Annotated in this window: 18 protein-coding genes; 6 read left to right on the top strand and 12 right to left on the bottom strand. The window is 72.4% G+C overall.

The genetic code is table 11. From position 1 onward, the window contains the following. Positions 1-61 precede the first annotated feature (61 nt). Both ACFY9S_RS16700 and ACFY9S_RS16695 read left to right on the top strand, forming a co-directional pair. Positions 62-532: a GtrA family protein gene (locus ACFY9S_RS16700; RefSeq protein ID WP_391128479.1), complete on the top strand. Its 471-nt coding sequence runs from the start codon at positions 62-64 to the stop codon at positions 530-532. 36 nt (positions 533-568) lie between these two features. Further along, positions 569-1,981, top strand: coding sequence for a hypothetical protein (locus ACFY9S_RS16695; RefSeq protein ID WP_391128476.1), 1,413 nt, complete (start codon positions 569-571; stop codon positions 1,979-1,981). Positions 1,982-1,985: 4 nt separating this feature from the next. On the opposite strand, the gene ACFY9S_RS16690 is transcribed toward ACFY9S_RS16695, so the two are convergent. The 3 genes from ACFY9S_RS16690 to ACFY9S_RS16680 form a co-directional block, all read right to left on the bottom strand. After that, positions 1,986-4,571, bottom strand: a complete 2,586-nt coding sequence (locus ACFY9S_RS16690; protein ID WP_391128473.1) for a bifunctional FO biosynthesis protein CofGH — start codon at positions 4,569-4,571, stop codon at positions 1,986-1,988. 44 nt (positions 4,572-4,615) lie between these two features. Next, positions 4,616-4,822 carry a hypothetical protein gene (locus ACFY9S_RS16685; RefSeq protein WP_102908885.1) on the bottom strand — a complete coding sequence of 69 codons (207 nt, stop codon included), beginning with the start codon at positions 4,820-4,822 and terminating at the stop codon, positions 4,616-4,618. 87 nt (positions 4,823-4,909) lie between these two features. Continuing rightward, entirely contained in the window at positions 4,910-5,755 is an 846-nt protein-coding gene (locus ACFY9S_RS16680; protein WP_391128470.1) for a TIGR03619 family F420-dependent LLM class oxidoreductase, read from the bottom strand. A gap of 64 nt (positions 5,756-5,819) precedes the next feature. Between ACFY9S_RS16680 and ACFY9S_RS16675 the strand changes: the two genes are divergently transcribed. Beyond that, positions 5,820-7,283: a CehA/McbA family metallohydrolase gene (locus tag ACFY9S_RS16675; protein ID WP_391128467.1), complete on the top strand. Its 1,464-nt coding sequence runs from the start codon at positions 5,820-5,822 to the stop codon at positions 7,281-7,283. Here ACFY9S_RS16675 and ACFY9S_RS16670 read toward each other — a convergent pair. Beyond that, positions 7,280-8,101 (bottom strand): endonuclease/exonuclease/phosphatase family protein, encoded by an 822-nt coding sequence (locus tag ACFY9S_RS16670; RefSeq protein WP_391128464.1) that lies wholly within the window; start codon positions 8,099-8,101, stop codon positions 7,280-7,282. The two genes, ACFY9S_RS16675 and ACFY9S_RS16670, sit on opposite strands and share 4 nt — an antisense overlap. A 99-nt stretch (positions 8,102-8,200) precedes the next feature. On the opposite strand from ACFY9S_RS16670, the gene ACFY9S_RS16665 reads away from it, so the two are divergent. Further along, complete coding sequence (locus ACFY9S_RS16665) at positions 8,201-8,593, top strand: nitroreductase/quinone reductase family protein (protein WP_391128461.1); 393 nt, start codon at positions 8,201-8,203, stop codon at positions 8,591-8,593. A 75-nt stretch (positions 8,594-8,668) separates the two neighbouring features. Here ACFY9S_RS16665 and ACFY9S_RS16660 read toward each other — a convergent pair whose 3' ends face one another. From ACFY9S_RS16660 to ACFY9S_RS16635, 6 genes are all read right to left on the bottom strand, one after another. After that, a complete protein-coding gene (locus tag ACFY9S_RS16660) occupies positions 8,669-10,120 on the bottom strand; it encodes an aldehyde dehydrogenase family protein (protein ID WP_391128458.1) in 1,452 nt (483 codons plus the stop codon). After that, positions 10,117-11,847, bottom strand: coding sequence for an amidohydrolase family protein (locus tag ACFY9S_RS16655; protein ID WP_391128455.1), 1,731 nt, complete (start codon positions 11,845-11,847; stop codon positions 10,117-10,119). Before ACFY9S_RS16655 ends, ACFY9S_RS16660 begins: the two co-directional genes overlap by 4 nt. 90 nt (positions 11,848-11,937) lie before the next feature. After that, the gene (locus ACFY9S_RS16650) at positions 11,938-13,056 is read right to left on the bottom strand and encodes an LLM class flavin-dependent oxidoreductase (RefSeq protein ID WP_391128452.1); all 1,119 of its coding nucleotides are present in this window, start codon (positions 13,054-13,056) and stop codon (positions 11,938-11,940) included. A gap of 97 nt (positions 13,057-13,153) precedes the next feature. Continuing rightward, complete coding sequence (locus ACFY9S_RS16645; protein WP_391128449.1) at positions 13,154-13,924, bottom strand: glucose 1-dehydrogenase; 771 nt, start codon at positions 13,922-13,924, stop codon at positions 13,154-13,156. Positions 13,925-13,933: 9 nt separating this feature from the next. Beyond that, complete coding sequence (locus tag ACFY9S_RS16640; RefSeq protein ID WP_391128815.1) at positions 13,934-14,836, bottom strand: TIGR03619 family F420-dependent LLM class oxidoreductase; 903 nt, start codon at positions 14,834-14,836, stop codon at positions 13,934-13,936. Between the two features lie 14 nt (positions 14,837-14,850). Next, on the bottom strand, positions 14,851-16,098 hold the full coding sequence (locus ACFY9S_RS16635; protein ID WP_391128446.1) for an amidohydrolase family protein: 1,248 nt from the start codon (positions 16,096-16,098) through the stop codon (positions 14,851-14,853). Between the two features lie 226 nt (positions 16,099-16,324). Here ACFY9S_RS16635 and ACFY9S_RS16630 point away from each other — a divergent pair, with 226 nt between their 5' ends. Beyond that, positions 16,325-19,438: a BTAD domain-containing putative transcriptional regulator gene (locus ACFY9S_RS16630; protein ID WP_391128443.1), complete on the top strand. Its 3,114-nt coding sequence runs from the start codon at positions 16,325-16,327 to the stop codon at positions 19,436-19,438. Between the two features lie 216 nt (positions 19,439-19,654). Continuing rightward, a complete protein-coding gene (locus ACFY9S_RS16625) occupies positions 19,655-19,831 on the top strand; it encodes a hypothetical protein (RefSeq protein ID WP_158756538.1) in 177 nt (58 codons plus the stop codon). A gap of 84 nt (positions 19,832-19,915) precedes the next feature. Here the strand turns inward: ACFY9S_RS16625 and ACFY9S_RS16620 are convergent, their stop codons facing one another. After that, positions 19,916-20,245: a type II toxin-antitoxin system VapC family toxin gene (locus ACFY9S_RS16620; protein ID WP_391128812.1), complete on the bottom strand. Its 330-nt coding sequence runs from the start codon at positions 20,243-20,245 to the stop codon at positions 19,916-19,918. A 65-nt stretch (positions 20,246-20,310) separates the two neighbouring features. Further along, positions 20,311-20,589: a hypothetical protein gene (locus ACFY9S_RS16615; protein ID WP_391128438.1), complete on the bottom strand. Its 279-nt coding sequence runs from the start codon at positions 20,587-20,589 to the stop codon at positions 20,311-20,313. Positions 20,590-20,599: the final 10 nt, after the last annotated feature.

Raw genomic sequence — 20,599 nt, 5'->3', positions numbered from 1 at the left:
ACATAGTGCGATATGAGCGCGCCTGACCGGATGGGGCACGCCGGGTCGTTACGCTCGCCGCGTGCCGGTCCTGGACTCTGTGACGCTGCGTGTGCGTGACGCCATCAAGGGCATCTGGCGCGAGGCCGCCAAGTTCGGCGTCGTCGGCGCCCTGGCCTTCGTCGTCGACAACGGCGGCTACAACCTGCTCGTCTTCGGCCTGCCCGGCGGCGCGGAGGGCGGGGTGATGCGGACGGCTCCCGTGCAGGCGTCCGTCATCGCGACGGCCGCCGCCGCGCTCTTCAGCTGGGTCGGGAACCGCTACTGGACCTATCGCGGCCGGCACCGCGAGAAGGTGACCCGCGAGCTCGTGCTGTTCCTCGTCGCCAACGGGGTCGGGCTCGCCATCACGGCGGGCACGGTCTTCGCCTCCCGGCATCTGCTCGGGCTGGACTCGGCGCTCAGCGACAACACCGCCCGCATCCTGGGCTGGACCCTCGCGACGCTGTTCCGTTTCCACGCCTACCGGCGCTACGTCTTCGTCGCACCCTGACCGGCCGCGGCCGATCGACCCGTTAGCATCCGGCATATGGGACAAACAGGATGGATGCGGCGTCAGAGCCGACCGTGGGTCTGGGTACTGGCCGCCGTCGCCGCACTCTGCTGCCTGGGCACGATCCTCGTCTTCGCCCCCGGCTACCTGAGTCCCGACAGTCTCGACCAGCTCCGTCAGGCCGAGGGGAAGAAGCCCCTGACGGACTGGCATCCGCCCGTGCTGAGCCTGGTGTGGCGGGCGCTCATCGCGGTGACCGGCTCGATCGCGGCCATGCTGGTGCTCCAGTGCCTCGTCTTCTGGGCGGCGCTGTGGGTGCTGGCCGGGTGCGTGTGGAGGCTGACCGCGAGCCGGGGCGGTTCGCTCGCCGTCCTGGGCATCGGGCTGACGCCGTTCGTGCTGACGTTCGTCGGGGTGGTGTGGAAGGACGTGCACGCGGCGTTCGCGCTGCTCGCCGCCTGCGCGGTCGCCTTCACCGGCCTGCTGCTGCGGGACAGCGCCCCCCGCCCCGCCGTCCGTTGGGGCGTGCTCTGGCTGGGTGTGCTGTTCCTCGCCTACGCGATCCTGGTGCGCAAGAACGCCGTCGTGGCCGCGATCCCCGTCTTCGTCATGCTGGTCCTCGCCCTGTGGGGCACGCCCGGACGCCGTACGTGGGTGATGTGCACGGCGGCCCTGGTGGCCGGGCTCGCCGTGCCCGCCGCCGGCATCTCCCTGTTCGCCGCGCCGCTCCAGACCAAGCAGGGCGCGCAGATCATGCTCGACGACCTCGTGCACGTGCTGAGCGTGGACGAACTCCGGTCGGCGGATGTGCCGCCCGCCCTGCGGGACCGGCTCGTGGCCTCCGCACGGGAGTGCGAGCGGGCCGGCGCCCTCTCGGACGCCTACTGGGCCTGCTACCCGCGCCCGGCCGACGGACTGCGCGGGGACTCCGGCGAGATCACGTCCCTGTGGCTGCGGGAGATGAGCGGGCATGTGCCGGGCTATCTCCAGTACCGCCTGCTGCTCTTCACGACCCTGCTGTTCGAGACCGACTACGCGTACAAGGCGGGCATCACCCGCAACGACCTGGGCATCGAGGTGGCACACCCCCGGCTGGAGGACGCGCTCGGCACGTACGTCAAGGGCATGATCGAGGACGTGCCCTGGCTGTTCCGCGGCTGGTTCTGGCTCGCGGTCGCACTCGTTCTCGCCGTCCGGCCCGGCAAGGGCGTCTTCGCGATGCCGGTCCGGGCGCTGGGCATCAGCTCGGCGGCCTACATCCTCGGCTATCTGCCGATCATGCCCGCGACGGACTACCGGTACGTCTACTGGCCGGCGATCGCCTGCGCCCTGGGACTGCTGCTCCTCTGGCTGGGCCGGGGCACGCCTCCCCCACCGCTGAAGAGCCCCGGCGCCGCGGCCGACCGCACCCTGAGGGCGCAGCAGCCGGCGGACGCCGGGGGCCAGTAGCGCGTCAGTCCAGCACCGGCAACAGCTCCGGCAGATGCCCGTCCGACGCGGCCGCCGCCCGCTGCCGCTCCTCGGCGACCTCCCCGTACAGCGTGTTCCGGGCCCTGGCCGGACGGCCCGCGGCCTCCGCCACCGCGATGAGGTCCTGCACCGACTTGTACGACCCGTACGACGAGCCCGCCATGCGGGAGATGGTCTCCTCCATGAGGGTCCCGCCGACGTCGTTCGCGCCCGAGCGGAGCATCTCGGCCGCACCCTCCGTGCCCAGCTTCACCCAGCTGGTCTGGATGTTGGGGATGTACGGGTGCAGCAGCAGCCGGGCCATGGCCGTGACCGCCCGGTTGTCGCGCATGGTCGGCCCCGGGCGGGCGATCCCCGCCAGGTAGACCGGCGCGTTGGTGTGCACGAACGGCAGGGTCACGAACTCGGTGAAGCCGCCCGTGCGCTGCTGGATGCCCGCGAGGGTGCGCAGGTGCCCGAGCCAGTGCCGGGGCTGGTCGACGTGGCCGTACATCATCGTCGAGGACGAGCGGATGCCCAGCTCGTGGGCGGTCGTCACGACGTCGATCCAGTCGGCCGCGGGCAGCTTGCCCTTGGTGAGGATCCAGCGGACCTCGTCGTCGAGGATCTCGGCGGCCGTCCCGGGGATGGTGTCCAGGCCCGCCTCCTTGGCGGCCGTCAGCCACTCGCGCACGGACATGCCGGTGCGGGTCGCGCCGTTGACGACCTCCATCGGCGAGAAGGCGTGCACGTGCATGCCGGGGACGCGTTCCTTCACCGCCCGCGCGATGTCGAAGTACGCCGTGCCGGGCAGGTCCGGGTGGATGCCGCCCTGCATGCAGACCTCCACCGCGCCGACGTCCCAGGCCTGCTGGGCCCGGTCGGCGACCTGGTCCAGGGACAGGGTGTAGGCGTCGGCGTCCGTGCGGCGCTGGGCGAAGGCGCAGAAGCGGCAGCCCGTGTAGCAGACGTTGGTGAAGTTGATGTTGCGGGTGACGATGTAGGTGACGTCGTCACCGACGGCCGACTTCCGTACGTCGTCGGCGACCTGCGCGAGGGCGTCCAGCGCCGGGCCGTCCGCGTGCAGCAGGGCCAGCGCCTCGTCGTCGGTGAGTTTCGTCGGGTCGTCGGCCGCCGTGCGCAGGGCCTGCCGTACGTCGGTGTCGATGCGCTCCGGTGCCATGCCCGGGGCGGCTGCCTCGCGCAGGGCGTCCCAGTCGCCGTACACCTCGTCGAAGTCGTCCCGGCGGTCCGACGTACGGCCCTCGGAGTCGATCGCGGAGTGCAGGTCGGTGCGGCCGGACGCCGTGAAGACCTCCTCCGGCTCCTGCCACGGCAGCCCCTCCGGCAGGGCGTCGGGGCGGGCGAGGCCGCTCTCCGGGTCGGCCAGCGCGGCCACGTGCGGGCGCAGCCGCGGGTCCAGCCAGGGCTCGCCGCGCCGCACGAACTCCGGGTAGACGCAGAGGCGCTCGCGCAGCTCGAACCCGGCGGCCCGGGACTTCTCGGCGAGCTGCTCGATCTGCGGCCAGGGGCGCTCGGGGTTGACGTGGTCGATGGTGAGCGGGGAGACCCCGCCCCAGTCGTCGATGCCGGCGCCGATCAGCCGCTCGTACTCGTCGTCGACGAGGTTGGGCGGGGCCTGGATGCAGCCGCCCGGGCCCATGAGGAGCCGGGCGACGGCGACCGTGGCGACCAGTTCGTCGAGTTCCGCGTCGGGCATGCCGCGCATCGCGGTGTCCGGCTTGGCGCGGAAGTTCTGGATGATCAGTTCCTGGACGCCGTGGTAGGCGCGGGAGACCTTCCGCAGCGCGAACAGCGACTCGGCGCGCTCCTCGTAGGTCTCACCGATGCCTATGAGGATCCCGGAGGTGAAGGGGACGGAGGACCGCCCCGCGTCCTCCAGGACCCGCAGACGGACGGCCGGTTCCTTGTCGGGAGAGCCGTGATGGGGGCCGCCCGGCTCCGACCAGAGGCGCCTCGCGGTGGTCTCCAGCATCATGCCCATCGACGGGGCCACCGGCTTCAGGCGCTGGAAGTCCGTCCAGCTCATGACGCCCGGGTTCAGGTGCGGGAGCAGGCCCGTCTCCTCCAGGATGCGGATGGAGATGGCACGGACGTAGGCGATGGTGTCGTCGTAGCCGTGCGCGTCGAGCCACTCGCGCGCTTCCGGCCAGCGGTCCTCCGGCTTGTCGCCGAGGGTGATGAGGGCTTCCTTGCAGCCGAGGGCCGCGCCCTTGCGGGCGATGTCCAGCACCTCGTCGGGCGACATGAACATCCCGTGCCCGTCGCGGCGCAGCTTGCCGGGGACGGTGACGAAGGTGCAGTAGTGGCACTTGTCCCGGCACAGCCGGGTCAGCGGGACGAAGACGGACTTGGAGTACGTGATGACGCCGGGCCGCCCGGCCGCCGCCAGGCCCGCGTCCCGCACCCGGGCGGCCGAGGCCGACAGGTCCTCCAGCCGCTCGCCCCGGGCCTGGAGCAGCACCGCCGCCTCGGTGACGTCGAGTGAGACACCGTCCCGGGCCCGTTTCAGGGCGCGACGCATGGAGTTGTCGGTGGGGCCGGTTCCGGAGGTCGCGGAGGTCGTCATCCTTCGAGCATACGAGTGCGCTGATCAGGCTCGAGGAAGCCCCGCTAGTGGAAGGCCAGCCATCCGATGCCCAGGGCCGAGATGAGGCCGGCGGCGGCCACGGCGGCCGGCCGGTGGCGGTGCAGGGCGAACCAGACCAGCGCGGCGGTCACCAGCACGGCCGTCGTGCCGATCGCGGCACGCAACAGTCCCTGGCTGTAGCCGAACTCGGTGAAGTGACGTACGAGCCAGTAGAACCAGGCAAGCCTCATGACGCGCTATCCCCCCGTGCCCCGTGTGGTGAACTGATCAGTAGTTTAGTAGGGGTGGATCAACCGGGCTGCCTGGCAAAGGAGTTGTCAGAGGTGGGCGGCGAGGCCGTCGAGCGTCTTCAACACCTCCGCCTCCCCCGCCGGAGGCAGCTGCGCCACGACCTCCTCGATGCCGAGGTCGGCGTAGTGGGCGAGTTTGCCCGGGGTGGGGTAGACGGCGTAGGGGACGACCTGGAGGGCGTGCGGGTCGCGGCCGGCGTCGGCCCAGGCGGCGCGCAGGACCGGCAGCGCCTCGCCGAGGCCCCGGCCGCCGATCGGCAGCCAGCCGTCGGCGTACTCGCTGATGTGGGAGAACAGCTTGGGCCCGGCGGCCCCGCCGACGAGCGTGCGCGGGCCGGTGACCGGACCGCGCGGCTTCCGCACGGGCTTCGGATACGCGTGACTGGCCCGGACGCCGCCGAACTCCCCCTCGTAGGCCACGGGTTCCTCCGACCACAGGGCCCGCATCAGCGCCATCCGGTCCCGGACCAGCTCACGCCGGGTGTCCCACCGCACCCCGTGGTCGGCGGCCTCCTCGACGTTCCAGCCGAAGCCGAGCCCCAGCGTGAACCGGCCACCGGAGAGGTGGTCGAGGGTCGCGACCTGCTTGGCCAGGCCGATCGGGTCGTGCTGGGCGACGAGCGTGATGCCCGTGCCGAGCCCGAGCCGCCCGGTGACGGCGGCGGCCTGGCCGAGGGCCACGAACGGGTCGAGCGTGCGGCCGTACTCGGGCGGCAGCTCACCGCCCGCCGGGTACGGCGTGGTCCGCTCCACGGGGATGTGGGTGTGCTCGGGCAGATACAGCCCGGCGAATCCGCGGTCCTCCAGCTCCCGGGCCAGCCGGGTCGGAGTGATCGTCTCGTCGGTGAGGAAGATCGTCACGGCGATGCGCATGAACCATCCCTACCCGAGGGCGGCTCGACTGTCGATACCGACCGGTCGGCTTCCTTGAGCTCTCATGCCGGGAGCGGCGGCCGCGCTTACCTTGAGAAGCGTGAGCTTCGCTTCAGCGGCCGACGGGGACCAGGAGAGCAGGACCGTGCGCGGCACGCTGCCGCCCGGGTCCCCCGACTTCGTGTACGTGCCCGTCGAGGTCCCGGCCGGTGTCCGGGAGCTCAAGGTCGCCTACACCTACGACCGGCCGTCCGTCCCGGCCGGCACCCTGGGCAACGCCCTCGACATCGGCGTCTTCGACGACCGCGGCACCGAGCTCGGCGGCCGGGGCTTTCGCGGCTGGTCGGGCGGGGCGCGCACCGAGTTCTTCCTCAGCGCGGACGACGCGACGCCCGGCTATCTTCCCGGCCCGGTGCGCGAGGGCACCTGGCACATCGCGCTCGGCCCGTACACGGTCGCCCCGCAGGGCCTGTCGTACGAGATCACGATCACGCTGACGTACGGGGAGCCGGGCGCGGCCGTGGAGCCGGTGTATCCGCCGGAGCGGGCCAGGGGGCGGGGGCGTGCCTGGTACCGGGGCGACTGCCATCTGCACTCCTGGCATTCCGACGGCCGCCGCACCCCCGCCGAGATCGGGGAACTGGCGCGGGCGGCGGGCCTGGACTTCATCAACTCCTCCGAGCACAACACGCACGCGGCGCACGCGCACTGGGCCGACGTGGCCGGGGACGACCTGCTGGTCATGCTGGGCGAGGAGGTCACGACCAGGAACGGTCACGTGGTGGCGCTCGGAACCGACCCGGGCACCTTCGTCGACTGGCGCTACCGGGCCCGCGACAACCGCTTCGGCCGGTTCGCCCGGCAGATCCGCCGCGCCGGCGGCCTGGTCGTCCCGGCCCACCCGCACGCCACCTGCATCGGCTGCAACTGGAAGTTCGGCTTCGGCGAGGCGGACGCGATCGAGGTGTGGAACGGCCCCTACACGCCCGACGACGAAGTGGCGCTGGCCGACTGGGACAGCATGCTCGTGGCGTCCGTACGGGACGGGCGCGACTGGATCCCGGCCATGGGCAGCAGCGACGCGCACCGCTCACCGGACGCGGTGGGCAGTCCCCAGACGGTCGTCCTCGCCGACGACCTGACCCGGGAGGCCGTCCAGGAGGGCATCCGGGCGGGGCGCTCCTACGTCGCCGAGTCCGCGAGGGTCGCGTTGTCGCTGCGGGCGTCCGGCGGACGCGGCGAGCACGCGGGCATCGGCGAGCGGCTCGGCGTCGGCCGCGACACCCCGGTCACCGTCCGCCTGGAGGTCACCGGCGCCCCACGCTGCACGGTCCGCCTCGTCACCGACCAGGGCGTCGTCCACACCACCGCCCCGCTGCCGGTCTCCGGCTCGGGCGTGGTCGAGTGGCGGACGACACCGTCGTACGCGGCGTACGTACGGGCCGAACTGCGGCACGAGGCGGCAGCGGGGCCGGTGCCGGGGCCGCTGGCGGCGTTCACCAATCCGGTCTTCCTGGGGCACGGCTAGGCGGTGTCCGCCAGGTCGGCCATGACCGCCGCGTGATCCGAGGGCCACACCCCGTCGACCGGGCCGTCGCACGCACGCCGTACGGCCCGGACGTGGCCGAGTCCGCCGGGGCCGGGTGGGCCCACGCGGATGTAGTCGATGCGCACGCCGGGCCCCCGGGTGCGTGCCACGTACGGGTTGGCCGGGTCCCAGGTCACGGAGGGGGCGGCCGGGTCGGCGTACTCCCAGGCGTCGAGGAGGACTTGGCCGGGCACGGCCGGGGTGGTCCTGTAGCCGCCGAGGAGGCGGACCTCGTCGGAGTCGGGCCAGGCGTTGAGGTCGCCGGTGACGACGGGCGGGAAGGGGGTGTCGCCGCGGTGCCGGGCGACGAAACCGGCGAGCGCCGCGGCCTGGCCGCAGCGGACCGCCGAAGCGGCCGGGGCGGAGGTGAAGTGGGCGGTGAAGAACGGCACTTCGTGGCCGGGGGCGGCCAGGCGGGCGTAGAGGGCGAGGCGGCCGTCGTCCGTGTCGGCGGGGGCGGGCAGCGGCAGCACGTCCTGGTCGACGACCGGCCATCTGCTGAGCACGGCGTTGCCTATGCCGACCGTCGGGTCCCCGATCCGCCGCTGCCAGCGCTCCGGGGCGGGCGAGGCGCCGTAGGCACAGTGCAGGCCCAGCTCACCGGCGAGCCACTCGGCGAGGTTCTCGCCGCCGGCCGCCCACACCTCCTGCAGTCCGACGACGTCGGGCCGCAGTTCCCGCAGGGCCGTGAGGATCGCCTTCTGCCGCGTCTGCCACGGCCCGAAGCGCCACCACAGGTTCCAGGTCACGATCCGCATCCGCAGCCACCCGCTCTCCTCGTTGCCGCGTGGGGGATCATTGAAGCAGGACCCCTTGCAGAAACCGTGAGCGCTTCGTGCGAAGGAGACCCGCAGACGATGTCCCGCCGCACCGACCTGAGGTTCCGGGCGACCACGGCCTTCCAACGCCGCCTCAACCCGCTCCTGCGCCGCCTTCCCCTCCAGACGGTCCTGGAGACGACGGGCCGCGTCTCGGGGCTGCCCCGCCGGACACCGGTGGGCGGGCGCCGCGTCGGCGGCTCCTTCTGGCTGGTGTCGGAGTTCGGCGAACGGTCGCAGTACGTGCGCAACATCATGGCCGATCCGCGGGTGCGGGTGCGGATCCGGGGGCGGTGGCTCACGGGCACGGCCCATCTCGTGCCGGACGACGACCCCGTGGCGCGGCTGCGGCTGCTGCCCCGGATCAACAGCCTGGGGGTGCGGGCGCTCGGGACGAACCTGCTGACCGTACGGGTGGACCTGGACGCCTGAGGGGTGCTTTCACCATGAGCGTCCGATCAGACCACGCGACCCGGACGGGCATGGTGAAAGGACGCCCGCGGGGCGTCAGCCCGGCCAGACGATCGCCTGCACCTCGCTGTAGGCGTGCAACGCGTACGAGCCGACGTCCCGGCCGACGCCGCTCCTCTTGAAGCCGCCGAAGGGCGCCTCCATGTTGCGGCCGACGGTGTTCACGCCCACCCCGCCGGCCCGCAGCCGCCGCGCCACCCGGAAGGCCCGGGCCACGTCGCCCGACCAGACGTAGTCGATGAGCCCGTAGTCGGTGTCGTTGGCGAGCGCGATGCCCTCCTCCTCGTCGTCGAAGGGGACGACGGTCACCACCGGCCCGAAGATCTCCTCACGGACCACCCGCATGTCGTTGCCGCAGCCGGCCAGGAGGGTGGGGGCGACGTAGAAGCCGCCGGGCGGGTCGGGGCGTTCGCCGCCCGTCACCACCACCGCGCCCTCCTTGCGGCCCAGTTCGATGTACGACTCCACCCGGTCCCGGTGTGCGGCCGAGATCACCGGCCCGACCACGGTGTCCGGCTCGCGCGGGTCGCCGACTTTCAACCGGCGTGCGTATGCGGCCAGTTGTTCCACCAGCCGGTCGTGGATGCCGCGCTGCGCCAGCACCCGTGTCGGTGCCGTGCAGATCTGGCCGCTGTAGAAGGAGAAGGTGGTGCCGATCCCGGCGACGGCCGAGCCGAGGTCGGCGTCGTCGAAGACGAGCGCCGCGCCCTTTCCGCCCAGCTCCATCAACTGCCGTTTCATGTCGCGCCCGCACACCTCGGCGATGCGCTGCCCGACCGCCGTGGAGCCGGTGAAGCTGACCATGTCGACGTCCGGTGACGCCACGGCCGCCTCGCCGATCCCGGTCGACCGGCCGGACACGACGTTCACCACGCCCGGCGGGACGCCCGCGTCCTCCAGCGCCCGAGCCATCCGGTAGACCGACAGCGGGTCCTGCGGGGCCGGTTTCACCACCACCGTGTTGCCCATGGCCAGGGCGGGCGCGACCTTGCCGGCCGGGTTGGCCCAGGGGTTGTTGTACGAGGTGACACAGGTGACGACCCCGACGGGCTGCCGGACGGCCAGGGCACCCATCACACCCGCCTTCCCCATCGGCCCGGCCTCGTTGATCTGGGGCGGGATCGCCCACTCGGCGGGCTCCACCCGGGCGTAGCGCCGGAAGCGGGCGGCGGCGACGCCGACCTGCAGGGCGCGTGCGGTGCCGAGGGTCGCCCCGGTCTCCGCCCGGGCCAGTGACGCGTACTCCGTCAGCCGTCCGGCGATGATCCCCGCGGCCCGGCCGAGGACCGCGGCCCGCTCCTCCGGTGGGGTGCGCGACCACGGCCCGAAGGCCTCGCGGGCCGCGGCACAGGCCGCGAGCACCTGGTCCCGTGAGGCCTCCGGCGCCCAGCCGACGGTCTCCTCGCTCGCCGGGTCGATCACCTCGTAGTGCCCGCCGTCCGGCTCCGTCCAGGAGCCGCCGACGAACAGCGGCTGCCGTGCCGTCACCTCGTGCTCACCGTCTCCGTGTCCCGCCCCGAGCGGAGTACCCGGCCCGGTACGGCCCCGGTCACCACGTCGTCCCGGATCGCCTCGACCCCGTTGACCCACACGGCCCGCACGCCCAGTGCCCGGGAGTCCAGGCGCGGGCTGTCGCCCGGCAGGTCGTGCACCAGGGTGGCCGGGCCCGCGTCGATCCGCTCCGGGTCGAGCAGGACCAGATCGGCGTGCCAGCCCTCCTGGATCCGCCCCCGCTCGCGCAGCCCGAAGAGCCGGGCCGGGTCGTCGGTCAGCATCCGCACGGCCTGCTCCAGACCGAGCAGCTTCCGGCCCCGCAGGCAGTCCCCGAGGAACCGGGTGGTGTACGGCGCCCCGCACATCCGGTCCAGATGGGCGCCCGCGTCGGACCCGCCGAGCAGCACGTCCTCGTGCTGCCAGGTCTGAGCCCGCAGCGCCCAGGACGCCGGGTCGTTGTCGGGCGGCATCGGCCACAGCACCGTGCGCAGCCCGTCGTTGGCGCAGATCTCCACCAGGCACGCGAAGGGCTCCTGCCCGCGCTCCTCGGCGATGTCCTTCACCACGCGCCCGGTGAGCCCGGCGTTCGCCTCGCTGTAGGTGTCGCCGATGACGTACCGCCCGAAGCTCGCGAGCCGCCGGAAGACGCCCGCCTCCCTGGACCGGGCTCGCCGCAGCAGTTCGGCCCGTACGTCCGGATCCCGCAGCTTCTCGATCCGCTCGGGCACGGGCAGCGCGAGGACCGGCCCCCAGCCGGGGATGAGGTTCAGCGCGCAGAACGTGCCCAGCGACATGTTCATGGGGGTGAGGATCGGCATGGTGAGGGCCACGACCCTGCCGCCGGCCTTCCTCGCCTGTTCGCTCGCGAGCAGCTGCCGGGGCACGCGCTCGGGAACGGCCGCGTCGATCGTCAGCACGTTCCAGTTCAGCGGCCGCCCGGCCACCGCGCTCATCTCCACGAACAGGTCGATCTCCGCGTCGCTGAACTGGTCGAGGCAGCCCGCGACGATCGCCTCGATCTGCGTGCCCTCGCACTCCCCGACGGCCCGCGACAGGGCCAGCAGTTCGGCGGGCTGGGCGTGCCGGGAGGCGACGGGCTGCCCGTCGCCGTCGGAGTGGCTGGTCGACTGGGTGGTGGACAGCCCCCAGGCCCCGGCGTCCATGGACTCCCGCAGCAACCGCACCATCGCGGCGAGCTGCTCCTGACTCGGCTGCCCGCCCACGGCCTCCGGGCCCATCACGTACCGCCGCAGCGCACAGTGTCCCACCATGAACCCGGCGTTGACGGCGATCCGCCCCTCCAGGGCGTCCAGGTACTCCCCGAAGGAGTGCCAGCTCCAGGGCGCCCCCTCCTCCAGCGCCACCAGTGCCATGCCCTCGACGCGGGACATCATCCGCCGCGTGTAGTCGGCGTCCCCGGGGCGGTCGGGGTGCAGGGGCGCGAGGGTGAACCCGCAGTTCCCGCCGGCGACGGTGGTGACGCCGTGGTTGAGCGAGGGCGTGGCGTACGGATCCCAGAAGAGCTGGGCGTCGTAGTGGGTGTGGGGGTCGACGAAGCCGGGGGTGAGGACGAGGCCGTGGGCGTCCTCGGCCGACCGTGCCTCCTCGGTGACCGTCCCGACGACGGCGATCCGGCCGTCCTTGATGCCGACGTCGGCGGTGAAGCCGGGCTCACCGGTCCCGTCGACGACTGTCGCGCCTGTGATGACGTGATCGAGCATGACCATTCAACTCCTCGGGCCGCATGTCCCTGAGGGGCGCGGGGAACCGCACGGCCGGCCCCCCGCGAACCCGCTCCCGCCGACGCACGCTCAGCCGATCCCCCGGAACCGCGAAGTCCGGTGCACCGGATCCGTGTCGATCCTGGGAATCACGTGCTCCCCGACCAGCCGGATCGTCTGCAGCGTCTCCTCCTTCGGCACGCCCACCGGCAGCCCGAAGCTCAGCTGGTCCGCCCCGGCCTGCTCCCACCGCTTGCACTGCCGCAGCACCTCGTCCGGGTCCCCGCAGATCAGCAGTTCCTCCTCGATGAGGACCTCGACCAGCTCCTCGGTGTACTCCGGCAGCGTCTCCGGCCAGACCGGGAACCCCTCGGGCCGGGGGAACGTGTCGTGGTACCGGAACACCAGGGAGGGCAGGTAGTGCAGTCCCCCGCTCGCGGCGATCCGCACCGCCTCCTCATGGGTCGGCGCACAGATCGCCGTGGTCGTCACCATCACGTTGTCGTTGACGAACGCGCCGACCGGCTCCGCGTCCACGATCGCCGTCTTGTACTGCTCCAGCACCCACTCCATGTCGGAGACCTTCTGCACGCTGAAGCCGAGCACGCCGAGCCCCTTCTTCGCGGCCATGGCGTACGACGGCGGCGACCCGGCCGCGTACCACATGGCCGGGTGCGACGGCCCGTACGGCTTCGGCAGGACCTTCCTCGGCGGCAGTGACCAGTGCTTGCCCTGGAAGCCCTGGTACTCGTCCTGGAGCCACATCCTGGGAAACTCGGCGATGGTCTCTTCCCACAGCTCCTTGGTGTGGTTCATGTCGGTGACGCCCGGCATGAACCCGAGGATCTCGTGGGACCCGGCGCCGCGCCCGCTGCCGAACTCGAAGCGGTTGCCGCTGAGATGGTCGAGCATGGCGACCTTCTCGGCGACCTTCACCGGGTGGTTGACCGGGGCGAGGGGGTTGAAGATCCCGGAGCCGAGGTGGATCCGCTCGGTCGCGTGCGCCAGGTACCCGAGGAAGACGTCGTTGGCGGACAGGTGCGAGTACTCGTCCAGGAAGTGGTGCTCGGAGGCCCAGGCGTACTTGAAGCCGGACTTGTCGGCCTGGATGACGTACTCGGTCTCCTCCATCAGCGCCTTGTGCTCGGCGAGCGGGTCGGTCTCGGCCCGTTTGCCGACGTATCCCTGAACGAAGATGCCGAATTCCAAGGAGGTTCACCGCCCCACGGTCAGTTCTGACGGTACGTCAGATTTATGGGTCCGACTGTTCCACCGGCCTCCGGGAGCGTCAATACCTGATGGAACGTCAGATGATGCTCACCCCCGCCAGCCACCCGCCGTCGATCACGAACGGCTGCCCCGTGATGTACGAGGAGTCCTCCGAGGTCAGGAACAGTGCGAGCCCGGCCACCTCCTCGGGCCGTCCGGCCCTGCCCAGCGGCACCAGCTTGCGGTACAGCCGGTCGAGGCCCTTCGCCGTCTCCTCCTGGTCCGTGTCCGGGTCCAGCCGGGCCGGGTTGGACATCGCCGTGTCGATGGCCCCCGGGCAGACGGCGTTGACGCGTATCCCGCGCCCGGCCAGTTCCAGGGCGGCGACCCGGGTCAGGCCGACCACCGCGTGCTTGCTCGCCGCGTAGGCACCCACCGCGGCCATTCCGGTCAGGCCCGTGTAGGAGGCGGTGTTGACGATCGTGCCCCCGTCGGCCAACTCCGGGGCGACCGTCTTCATACCGAGGAAGCAGCCCACCTGGTTGACCTGCACGACCTGCATGAACTCGTCGAGGGGCGTGTCGAGGAGGGAGTTGAAGCGCAGGATGCCGGCGTTGTTGACGAGCCCGTCGACGTGGCCGTACGCGTCCTTGGTGGCGGTGACGGCGGCCTGCCAGTCGTCCTCCCGCCCCACGTCCAGATGGACGTACCGCGCGCCGATCTCCTTGGCGAGGGCCTCGCCCTGGTCGTCGAGCACGTCCGCGAGGACGACCCGGGCCCCCTCGGCCGCGAACAGCCTGGCCTCCTGTTCGCCCTGGCCGCGTGCGGCGCCGGTGACGATGACGACCCGTCCGTCGAGCTTGCCCATGGGATCTCCTCACAGCTCGGGGGCGACCTCGGCGCCGAACGCCGCGATCTGGTCGGTGAGTTCGCCGCGGCTCCGGCTGCGGAACCGCACCTGGATCTGGTGCACGCCCATCGCCCGGTACGCCCGCAGCGACTCGGCGATCTCCTGCGGCCCGCCGCTGAGGGTGCGGCGCCCCACGTCCCACCGGGGCGTCCCGACGTACAGCGGCTCGGCGATGGCTCCCACGGTGAACGGGCCCCGCGCACCGGCCTGTTCGCGCAGCTCCCGGATGCGCGAGATCTGCGCGGGCAGCCGGTCCCTCGGGTCCCCCTGGGGCAGCCACCCGTCGCCCTTGAGCGCGGCCCGGCGTACGGCGGCGGGTGAACTGCCACCGACCCAGACGGGAACCCGGTCCTGCGCGGGCCGGGGCCGCTGCCCGAGCCCCTCGAAGGCGTACAGCTTGCCGTGATGCTCGGGGAACTCCTCCGGCCCGAGGGCGGCGCGCAGGGCGTCCAGGCACTCGTCCAGCACGGCCCCGCGCCCGCGGAAGTCCACGCCCAGGGCGTCGAACTCCTCCCGCACGTGCCCGGCGCCGACCCCGAGGATCAGGCGACCGCTCGAAAGGTGGTCGAGGGTGGCGTACTGCTTGGCGGTGAGCAGGGGGTGCCGCAGCCCGACGACCGCGACGTGACTGAGCAGCCGGACGCGTCGGGTGGCGGCGGCGAGGAAGGCGAGGGTGGCGACGGGGTCGTACCAGACGGTGCTCATCGCGGCGGCGAGCCGGCGGGGGATGCCGACGTGGTCGCAGCTCGCGAGGTAGTCGAAGCCGGCCCGGTCGGCGGCGCGGGCGATCTCCAGCAGGTCCTCCGGTCCGGCCTCCGCCTCCCACCCCTCGGCGTAGAGGGTGCTCTGCGACTGGACGGGGAGCTGCATCCCGTACCGCAGGCTCACCGCGCACCCCCGCCGCCGCCCGGCCACAGGCCCTCGGCGGTCAGCCCGAGCAGTTCGATGGCGTTGCCGCGCACGATCCGCTCCACCACCTCCGCGTCCAGATGCCCCATCTGCGCCTCGCCGACCTCGCGGGACTTGGGCCAGGTGGAGTCGGAGTGCGGGTAGTCGGTCTCGTAGAGGACGTTGCCGACGCCGATGGAGTCGAGGTTGCGCAGCCCGAAGGCGTCGTCGAAGAAGCAGCCGTGGACGTGCTCGGCGAACAGCTCGGACGGCGGCCGGTGCACCTTGTCGGCGACTCCGCCCCAGCCGCGGTTCTCCTCCCACACCACGTCGGCCCGCTCCAGGATGTAGGGGATCCAGCCGATCTGCCCCTCGGCATACATCACCCTGAGATTCGGGAACTGCTCGAACTTGCCGCTCATCAGCCAGTCGACCATGGAGAAGCAGCAGTTGGCGTAGGTGATGGTGGAGCCGACGGCGGGCGGGGCGTCCGCGGAGGTGGACGGCATGCGACTGCTGGAGCCGATGTGCATGGCGACGACGGTGCCGGTCTCGTCGCACGCTTCGAGGAAGGGGTCCCAGCCGTCGGTGTGGATGGAGGGCAGCCCGAGGAACGGCGGAATCTCGGAGAAGGCGACGGCGCGGACCCCGCGGGCGGCGTTGCGCCGGACCTCCGCCGCCGCCAGCCCGGCGTCCCACAGGGGGACGATGGGCAGGGGTATGAGCCGCCCGTGCGCGTCCGGGCCGCACCACTCCTCCACCATCCAGTCGTTGTAGGCGCGGACGCAGAGCAGGCCCAGGTCGTGGTCCTTCGCCTCGGTGAAGGTCTGGCCGCAGAAGCGCGGGAACGTCGGGAAACAGAGGGCGGACTGGACGTGGTTGACGTCCATGTCGGCGAGCCGGGCCGGGACGTCGTAGGAACCGGGGCGCATCTGCTCGTAGGTGATGACCTCCAGGCGGATCTCGTCCCTGTCGTACCCGACGGCGGTGTCGAGGCGGGTCAGGGGCCGCCGCAGATCCTCGTAGACCCACCAGTCCCCGACGGGACCGTCGTCCCCGGGCTGCCCCATGACCGGCTTGAAGCGCCCGCCGAGGAAGGTCATTTCCTTCACGGGGGCCCGGACGATCCGCGGCCCGGCCTCCCGGTACTTCCCCGGAAGCCGGTCCTGCCAGACGCTCGCGGGCTCCACGGTGTGGTCGTCCACGGAGATGATCAGCGGAAACGTGCTGTCGTGGGTGTCCATGGCGCTCACGGTAGCGCTGAACTGACGGGGCGTCAGCTACGTGGGCGAGGGCCGCTTCCGGACGGGATGGCGTGATCCACTCGGTCTGGCCGAGTGTGTGCGGAGAGAGTGTGCAGACCTCGTGGACTCCAGTGTGCCGCCCTGTGATCGGCGTCTCCCACGGCTGACGTATCCGCCGTGAACAAGGCAAACTGGCGTGGTTGCTCAGGATGTCTAGGGGGACTGCATGGACGGTGTGCCGAACGGTGTACCGCGCGTACCGGAGCAGCGGCGTTTCGACTCCACTCCGTCACCGCCGGAGTCGCCGTCATTGCCGGAGTCGGCGGTGACGGCTGAGCCGGAGGGCTCGGCTGAGCCGGCGGTGTCCGCCGAGTCGCAGGGGACGACTGAGCCGGAGGGGTCGGCCGAGTCCGCGACCCTGCGCTTCAGTGTGCTCGGCCCCGTGCGCGCCTGGCGCGGTGAGGAGCCGGTCGCCACCGGATCCCCGCAGCAACGCGCCCTGCTCGCCGCTCTGCTGCTGCGCGAGGGCCGGACGGCCACGGCGGCGGAACTGATCGACGCCCTGTGGGGCGACGAATCGCCCTCGCAGGCGCTGGCGGCGGTACGGACGTACGCCTCCCGGCTGCGCAAGGTGCTGGACCAGGGCGGCGAGGCACGCCGGCCGGGCGGCACCGCCGTCCTGGTCAGCGAGTCCGGCGGCTACGCGGTCCGCGGTCTCGCCGAGGGCGCCCTGGACCTCACCGTCGCCCAGGACCTGGCGACCGAGGCGGAGAAGGCCCGCTCCGCCGGCGACCTCTGCCACGCCCGCGACACCCTGCGCCGCGCCCTCGCCCTGTGGGACGGGGAGGCCCTGGCGGGAGTCCCCGGCCCGTACGCGGAGGCCCAGCGGGTGCGGCTGGAGGAGTGGCGGCTGCAACTCCTCGAATCCCGCCTGGACATGGACCTGGAGCAGGGCTGCCACGCCGAGGCCGTCTCCGAGCTCACGGCCCTCACCGCGGCCCATCCGCTGCGCGAGCGGCTGCGCGAGCTCCTGATGCTGGCGCTCTACCGCAGCGGACGCCAGGCCGAGGCGCTGGCCGTGTACGCCGACACCCGCCGTCTGCTCGCCGACGAACTCGGCGTCGACCCGCGCCCCGGCCTGAGCGAGTTGCAGCAGCGGATCCTCCAGGCGGACCCGGGTCTGGCGGAACCCTCCTCCCCGGCCCCCGAGCCGACCGCCGTTCCGGTTCGCCCGGCACAACTGCCCGCGACCGTGCCGGACTTCACCGGCCGTAGCGCCTTCGTCCGCGAACTCGGCGACATCCTCACCTCCGCCGAGGGCCGGGTCATGGCGGTCTCGGCCCTGGCCGGCATCGGCGGCGTCGGCAAGACGACCCTCGCGGTGCACGTGGCCCATCAGGCGCGCACGGCGTTCCCGGACGGGCAGCTGTACGTCGACCTGCAGGGCGCGGGCGCCCGGGCGGCGGAGCCGGAGACGGTCCTGGGCTCCTTCCTGCGCGCCCTCGGCACGGCCGACTCGGCTATCCCCGACTCCCTGGAGGAGCGCGCGGCCCTCTACCGCTCGGTCCTGGCCGGCCGGCGGGTGCTGGTCCTGCTCGACAACGCCCGGGACGCCGCCCAGGTGCGCCCCCTGCTGCCCGGTACGGACGGCTGCGCCGCGCTGGTCACCTCACGGGTGCGGATGGTGGACCTGGCGGGCGCGCACCTGATCGACCTGGACGTGATGTCCCCGGACGAGGCGCTGGCGCTGTTCACGAAGATCGTGGGCGAGGAGCGGGTGGCGTCCGAGCGGAAGGCCGCCCTGGACGTGGTGGCGGCCTGCGGCTTCCTCCCGTTGGCCATCCGCATCGCGGCCTCCCGCCTGGCGGCCCGCCGCACCTGGACGGTGTCGGTCCTCGCGGCGAAGCTCGCCGACGAGCGCCGCCGCCTGGACGAGCTCCAGGCGGGCGACCTGGCCGTCAAGGCCACCTTCGAGCTCGGCTACGGCCAGCTGGAACCCGCCCAGGCCCGTGCCTTCCGCCTGCTCGGCCTGGCGGACGGCTCCGACATCTCCCTCGCCGCCGCGGCGGCGGTCCTGGACCTCCCGGCCGAGGACACGGAGGACCTGCTGGAGTCCCTCGTGGACACCTCCCTCCTCGAATCGGCGGCCCCCGGCCGCTACCGCTTCCACGATCTGGTGCGGCTCTACGCGCGTGCCTGCGCCGAAAGGGACGAACTGCCCCCAAGTGAGCGGGTATCGGCGCTGTCCCGCCTGCTGGACTTCTACCTGGCCTCCGCGGCGGGCGTGTACGCGATCGAGCGCCCTGGGGACCGGCTGGTGGATCATCTGGAGCCCACCTCGTACCCGGGGCTGCGGTTCGACGACCGGCACGCGGCGCAGGACTGGCTGTACGCGGAGGCCATCTGCCTCCTCGCATGCGTACGGCAGTCCGCGGGGCGGCCGGAGACCCTCCCCCGGGCGATCGACATGCTGTGGGCCGCGCACGATCTCTCCGAGTCGGGGGCCAACTCCAAGGAGTACGAGGCGACCGCCGAGACGCTCGTCGGCGCCGCCCGCTCGCACGGCCTCGGACGGGCGGAAGCACGAGCGCTGATGACGCTCGTCAACGTCCACCATGTGAGAGGCCGTTTCGAACGGGCCGAGGAGGAGGCGGAACGGGCCATCCTCCTCGCGCAGGAGTCCGACGACCTGCTTCCCGTCTGCTGGGCGCGCAACGCGCGCGGCATCATCGCGCTGTACCAGAACCGCCACACGGACGGCGAGGAGCACCTCTCCCGGGCCATCGAGCACTTCCGGGCCCTGGGCGACCGCCCGGGCGAGGCCGCCGCCCTCTGCAACCTCTCCCGGATCCATCTGGCGACCGGGCGGACCCAGAGCGCGGTCGCGCTGGCCCAGGAGGGCATCGACATCTACGACGCCATGGGCAACTCGATGCGCGGGGCGAACGCCCGCTACGCCCTCGGGCTCGCCCTCACCCAGAGCGGCGAACTGGGCGACGCGACCGCCCGGCTCCAGGAGGCCGTGGAGGTCTTCCGCGACAGCAGGCAGCGCCTGTGGGAGGGCATGAGCCTGTTCCGGCTGGCCGAGGTGGATCTCGCCGCCCGGCGCGCGGCACGGGCAGCCGCCAACGCCGAGATGGCGCTCACCGTGCTGCGCGGGATCGGCGGGGAGTGGCGGCGGGGCAATGTCCTCACGGTGCTCGGGCGGGCGCTCAGCGGCATCGGCCAGACCGGCCGGGCTCAGGTCTGCTGGCAGGAAGCGGCCCGGATCTACGAGGAGCTGGGCTCACCGGAGGCGGCAGAGGTGCGTGCGCTGCTGTCCCCGGTACGGGCGGCCTGAGCAACGGTCGGGGCGTTCATCATTCGTTTATCCCTCCACGTCATCATGGACGCAGTCGATCCGTCGCGTCGGGGGGCAGACGGGTCACCGCACGGGCCTCGCTCCGATCGTTCGGGGCGAGCGGCCCGGGCGGGCCTGCCCGGCCACCCTCGGGGGAGTGACCGGGCGGGCCCGCCGACCTCACTGCCTGTTCCACGCCAAGGGGAGTTGACGACCATGGGCGACGAGCTCAAGCCGCAGGACCTGCACGCCACGGACGAGCCGCTGGAGACCAAGGACCTGCACGCGACGGACGAGGGCGCCGTCAAGAAGCAGGATCTGCACGCCACCGACGAGCCGCTGGAGACCAAGGACCTGCACGCGACGTCGGAGCCTTTCAAGCCGACGAAGTAGCCACCACCACACGGGGTTCGGCCGCGGCGGCGCGGAGGGGGAGCCGTCGCGGCCGAGGTGTGTCCGCCGGCAGGTGCTGTCGCTCTACAGCGGAACGACCCGCACGCCCGGACCGCACAGCTTCCCCATGTCGTCCTCGTCGGACGTGAAGAGCACCACGCCTCCGCGCTGCCGGCCCGCGATGACGGCCAGGGCCGCGTCGATCGCGTACTTGTGGCCGTGCAGACCCGTGTCCTGAAGCAGGGTGACAGCGGCGTCGGCGACCTCCCGCGTCACGGGTTCCACCACGACGCGCGACATCGCCCACGCCCAGGCCGCACGCTTCACCCGGCCGTGGTACGCCTCGATCAGCGTCATCGAGGTGGTCACGACGCGGATGCCCGACCGGTGCGCGTCCTTGAGCCGAGCGAGCATCACCCGGTCGCCCAGGACGGTCCGGGACAACGCCTCGCAGTCCAGCACGTAGCAGGACGGGACCACTAGCCCGCCCTCCGGCGCCGCTCGCCGGATACCGCGCCCTGCTCGGTGAAGTGGCGCTCGAACTCCCTGCGCTCGGCCTCCGCGGACGCGAGTTCATCCTCGGTGACGGGGCCGTGCTCGTCCTCCAGCCACGTCACCAGCTCTCCCAGCCGGTCCTGCTCCCGCTGACGCTCTATGGCCCGCGTGACATAGGCGCTGAAGCCGCCGGACCCGACCTCGTGCCGGATCTCCTCGGCGAGCTCCTCCGGCAGCGTCACGGTGTACTTCTTCGTTGCCATACCACTCACC

Source organism: Streptomyces sp. NPDC012474 (assembly GCF_042955185.1).
In the GTDB taxonomy this organism is placed as follows: domain Bacteria; phylum Actinomycetota; class Actinomycetes; order Streptomycetales; family Streptomycetaceae; genus Streptomyces; species Streptomyces cahuitamycinicus.
Note: the sequence above shows the minus strand (reverse complement) of the source record. Positions and strands in the feature narration are given on the sequence as shown.

What these genes read in the sequence shown, in the direction of transcription:
- ACFY9S_RS16665 (WP_391128461.1), top strand. Translation starts at nt 8,201, where the DNA reads ATGTCCCGCCGCACCGACCTGAGGTTCCGGGCGACCACGGCCTTCCAA.
- ACFY9S_RS16685 (WP_102908885.1), bottom strand. Translation starts at nt 4,822, where the DNA reads ATGAGGCTTGCCTGGTTCTACTGGCTCGTACGTCACTTCACCGAGTTC.
- ACFY9S_RS16690 (WP_391128473.1), bottom strand. Translation starts at nt 4,571, where the DNA reads ATGACGACCTCCGCGACCTCCGGAACCGGCCCCACCGACAACTCCATG.
- ACFY9S_RS16675 (WP_391128467.1), top strand. Translation starts at nt 5,820, where the DNA reads ATGCCGGGAGCGGCGGCCGCGCTTACCTTGAGAAGCGTGAGCTTCGCT.
- ACFY9S_RS16625 (WP_158756538.1), top strand. Translation starts at nt 19,655, where the DNA reads ATGGGCGACGAGCTCAAGCCGCAGGACCTGCACGCCACGGACGAGCCG.
- ACFY9S_RS16655 (WP_391128455.1), bottom strand. Translation starts at nt 11,847, where the DNA reads ATGCTCGATCACGTCATCACAGGCGCGACAGTCGTCGACGGGACCGGT.
- ACFY9S_RS16630 (WP_391128443.1), top strand. Translation starts at nt 16,325, where the DNA reads ATGGACGGTGTGCCGAACGGTGTACCGCGCGTACCGGAGCAGCGGCGT.
- ACFY9S_RS16680 (WP_391128470.1), bottom strand. Translation starts at nt 5,755, where the DNA reads ATGCGCATCGCCGTGACGATCTTCCTCACCGACGAGACGATCACTCCG.
- ACFY9S_RS16620 (WP_391128812.1), bottom strand. Translation starts at nt 20,245, where the DNA reads ATGCTCGCTCGGCTCAAGGACGCGCACCGGTCGGGCATCCGCGTCGTG.
- ACFY9S_RS16645 (WP_391128449.1), bottom strand. Translation starts at nt 13,924, where the DNA reads ATGGGCAAGCTCGACGGACGGGTCGTCATCGTCACCGGCGCCGCACGC.
- ACFY9S_RS16670 (WP_391128464.1), bottom strand. Translation starts at nt 8,101, where the DNA reads ATGCGGATCGTGACCTGGAACCTGTGGTGGCGCTTCGGGCCGTGGCAG.
- ACFY9S_RS16615 (WP_391128438.1), bottom strand. Translation starts at nt 20,589, where the DNA reads ATGGCAACGAAGAAGTACACCGTGACGCTGCCGGAGGAGCTCGCCGAG.
- ACFY9S_RS16635 (WP_391128446.1), bottom strand. Translation starts at nt 16,098, where the DNA reads ATGGACACCCACGACAGCACGTTTCCGCTGATCATCTCCGTGGACGAC.
- ACFY9S_RS16640 (WP_391128815.1), bottom strand. Translation starts at nt 14,836, where the DNA reads ATGCAGCTCCCCGTCCAGTCGCAGAGCACCCTCTACGCCGAGGGGTGG.
- ACFY9S_RS16695 (WP_391128476.1), top strand. Translation starts at nt 569, where the DNA reads ATGGGACAAACAGGATGGATGCGGCGTCAGAGCCGACCGTGGGTCTGG.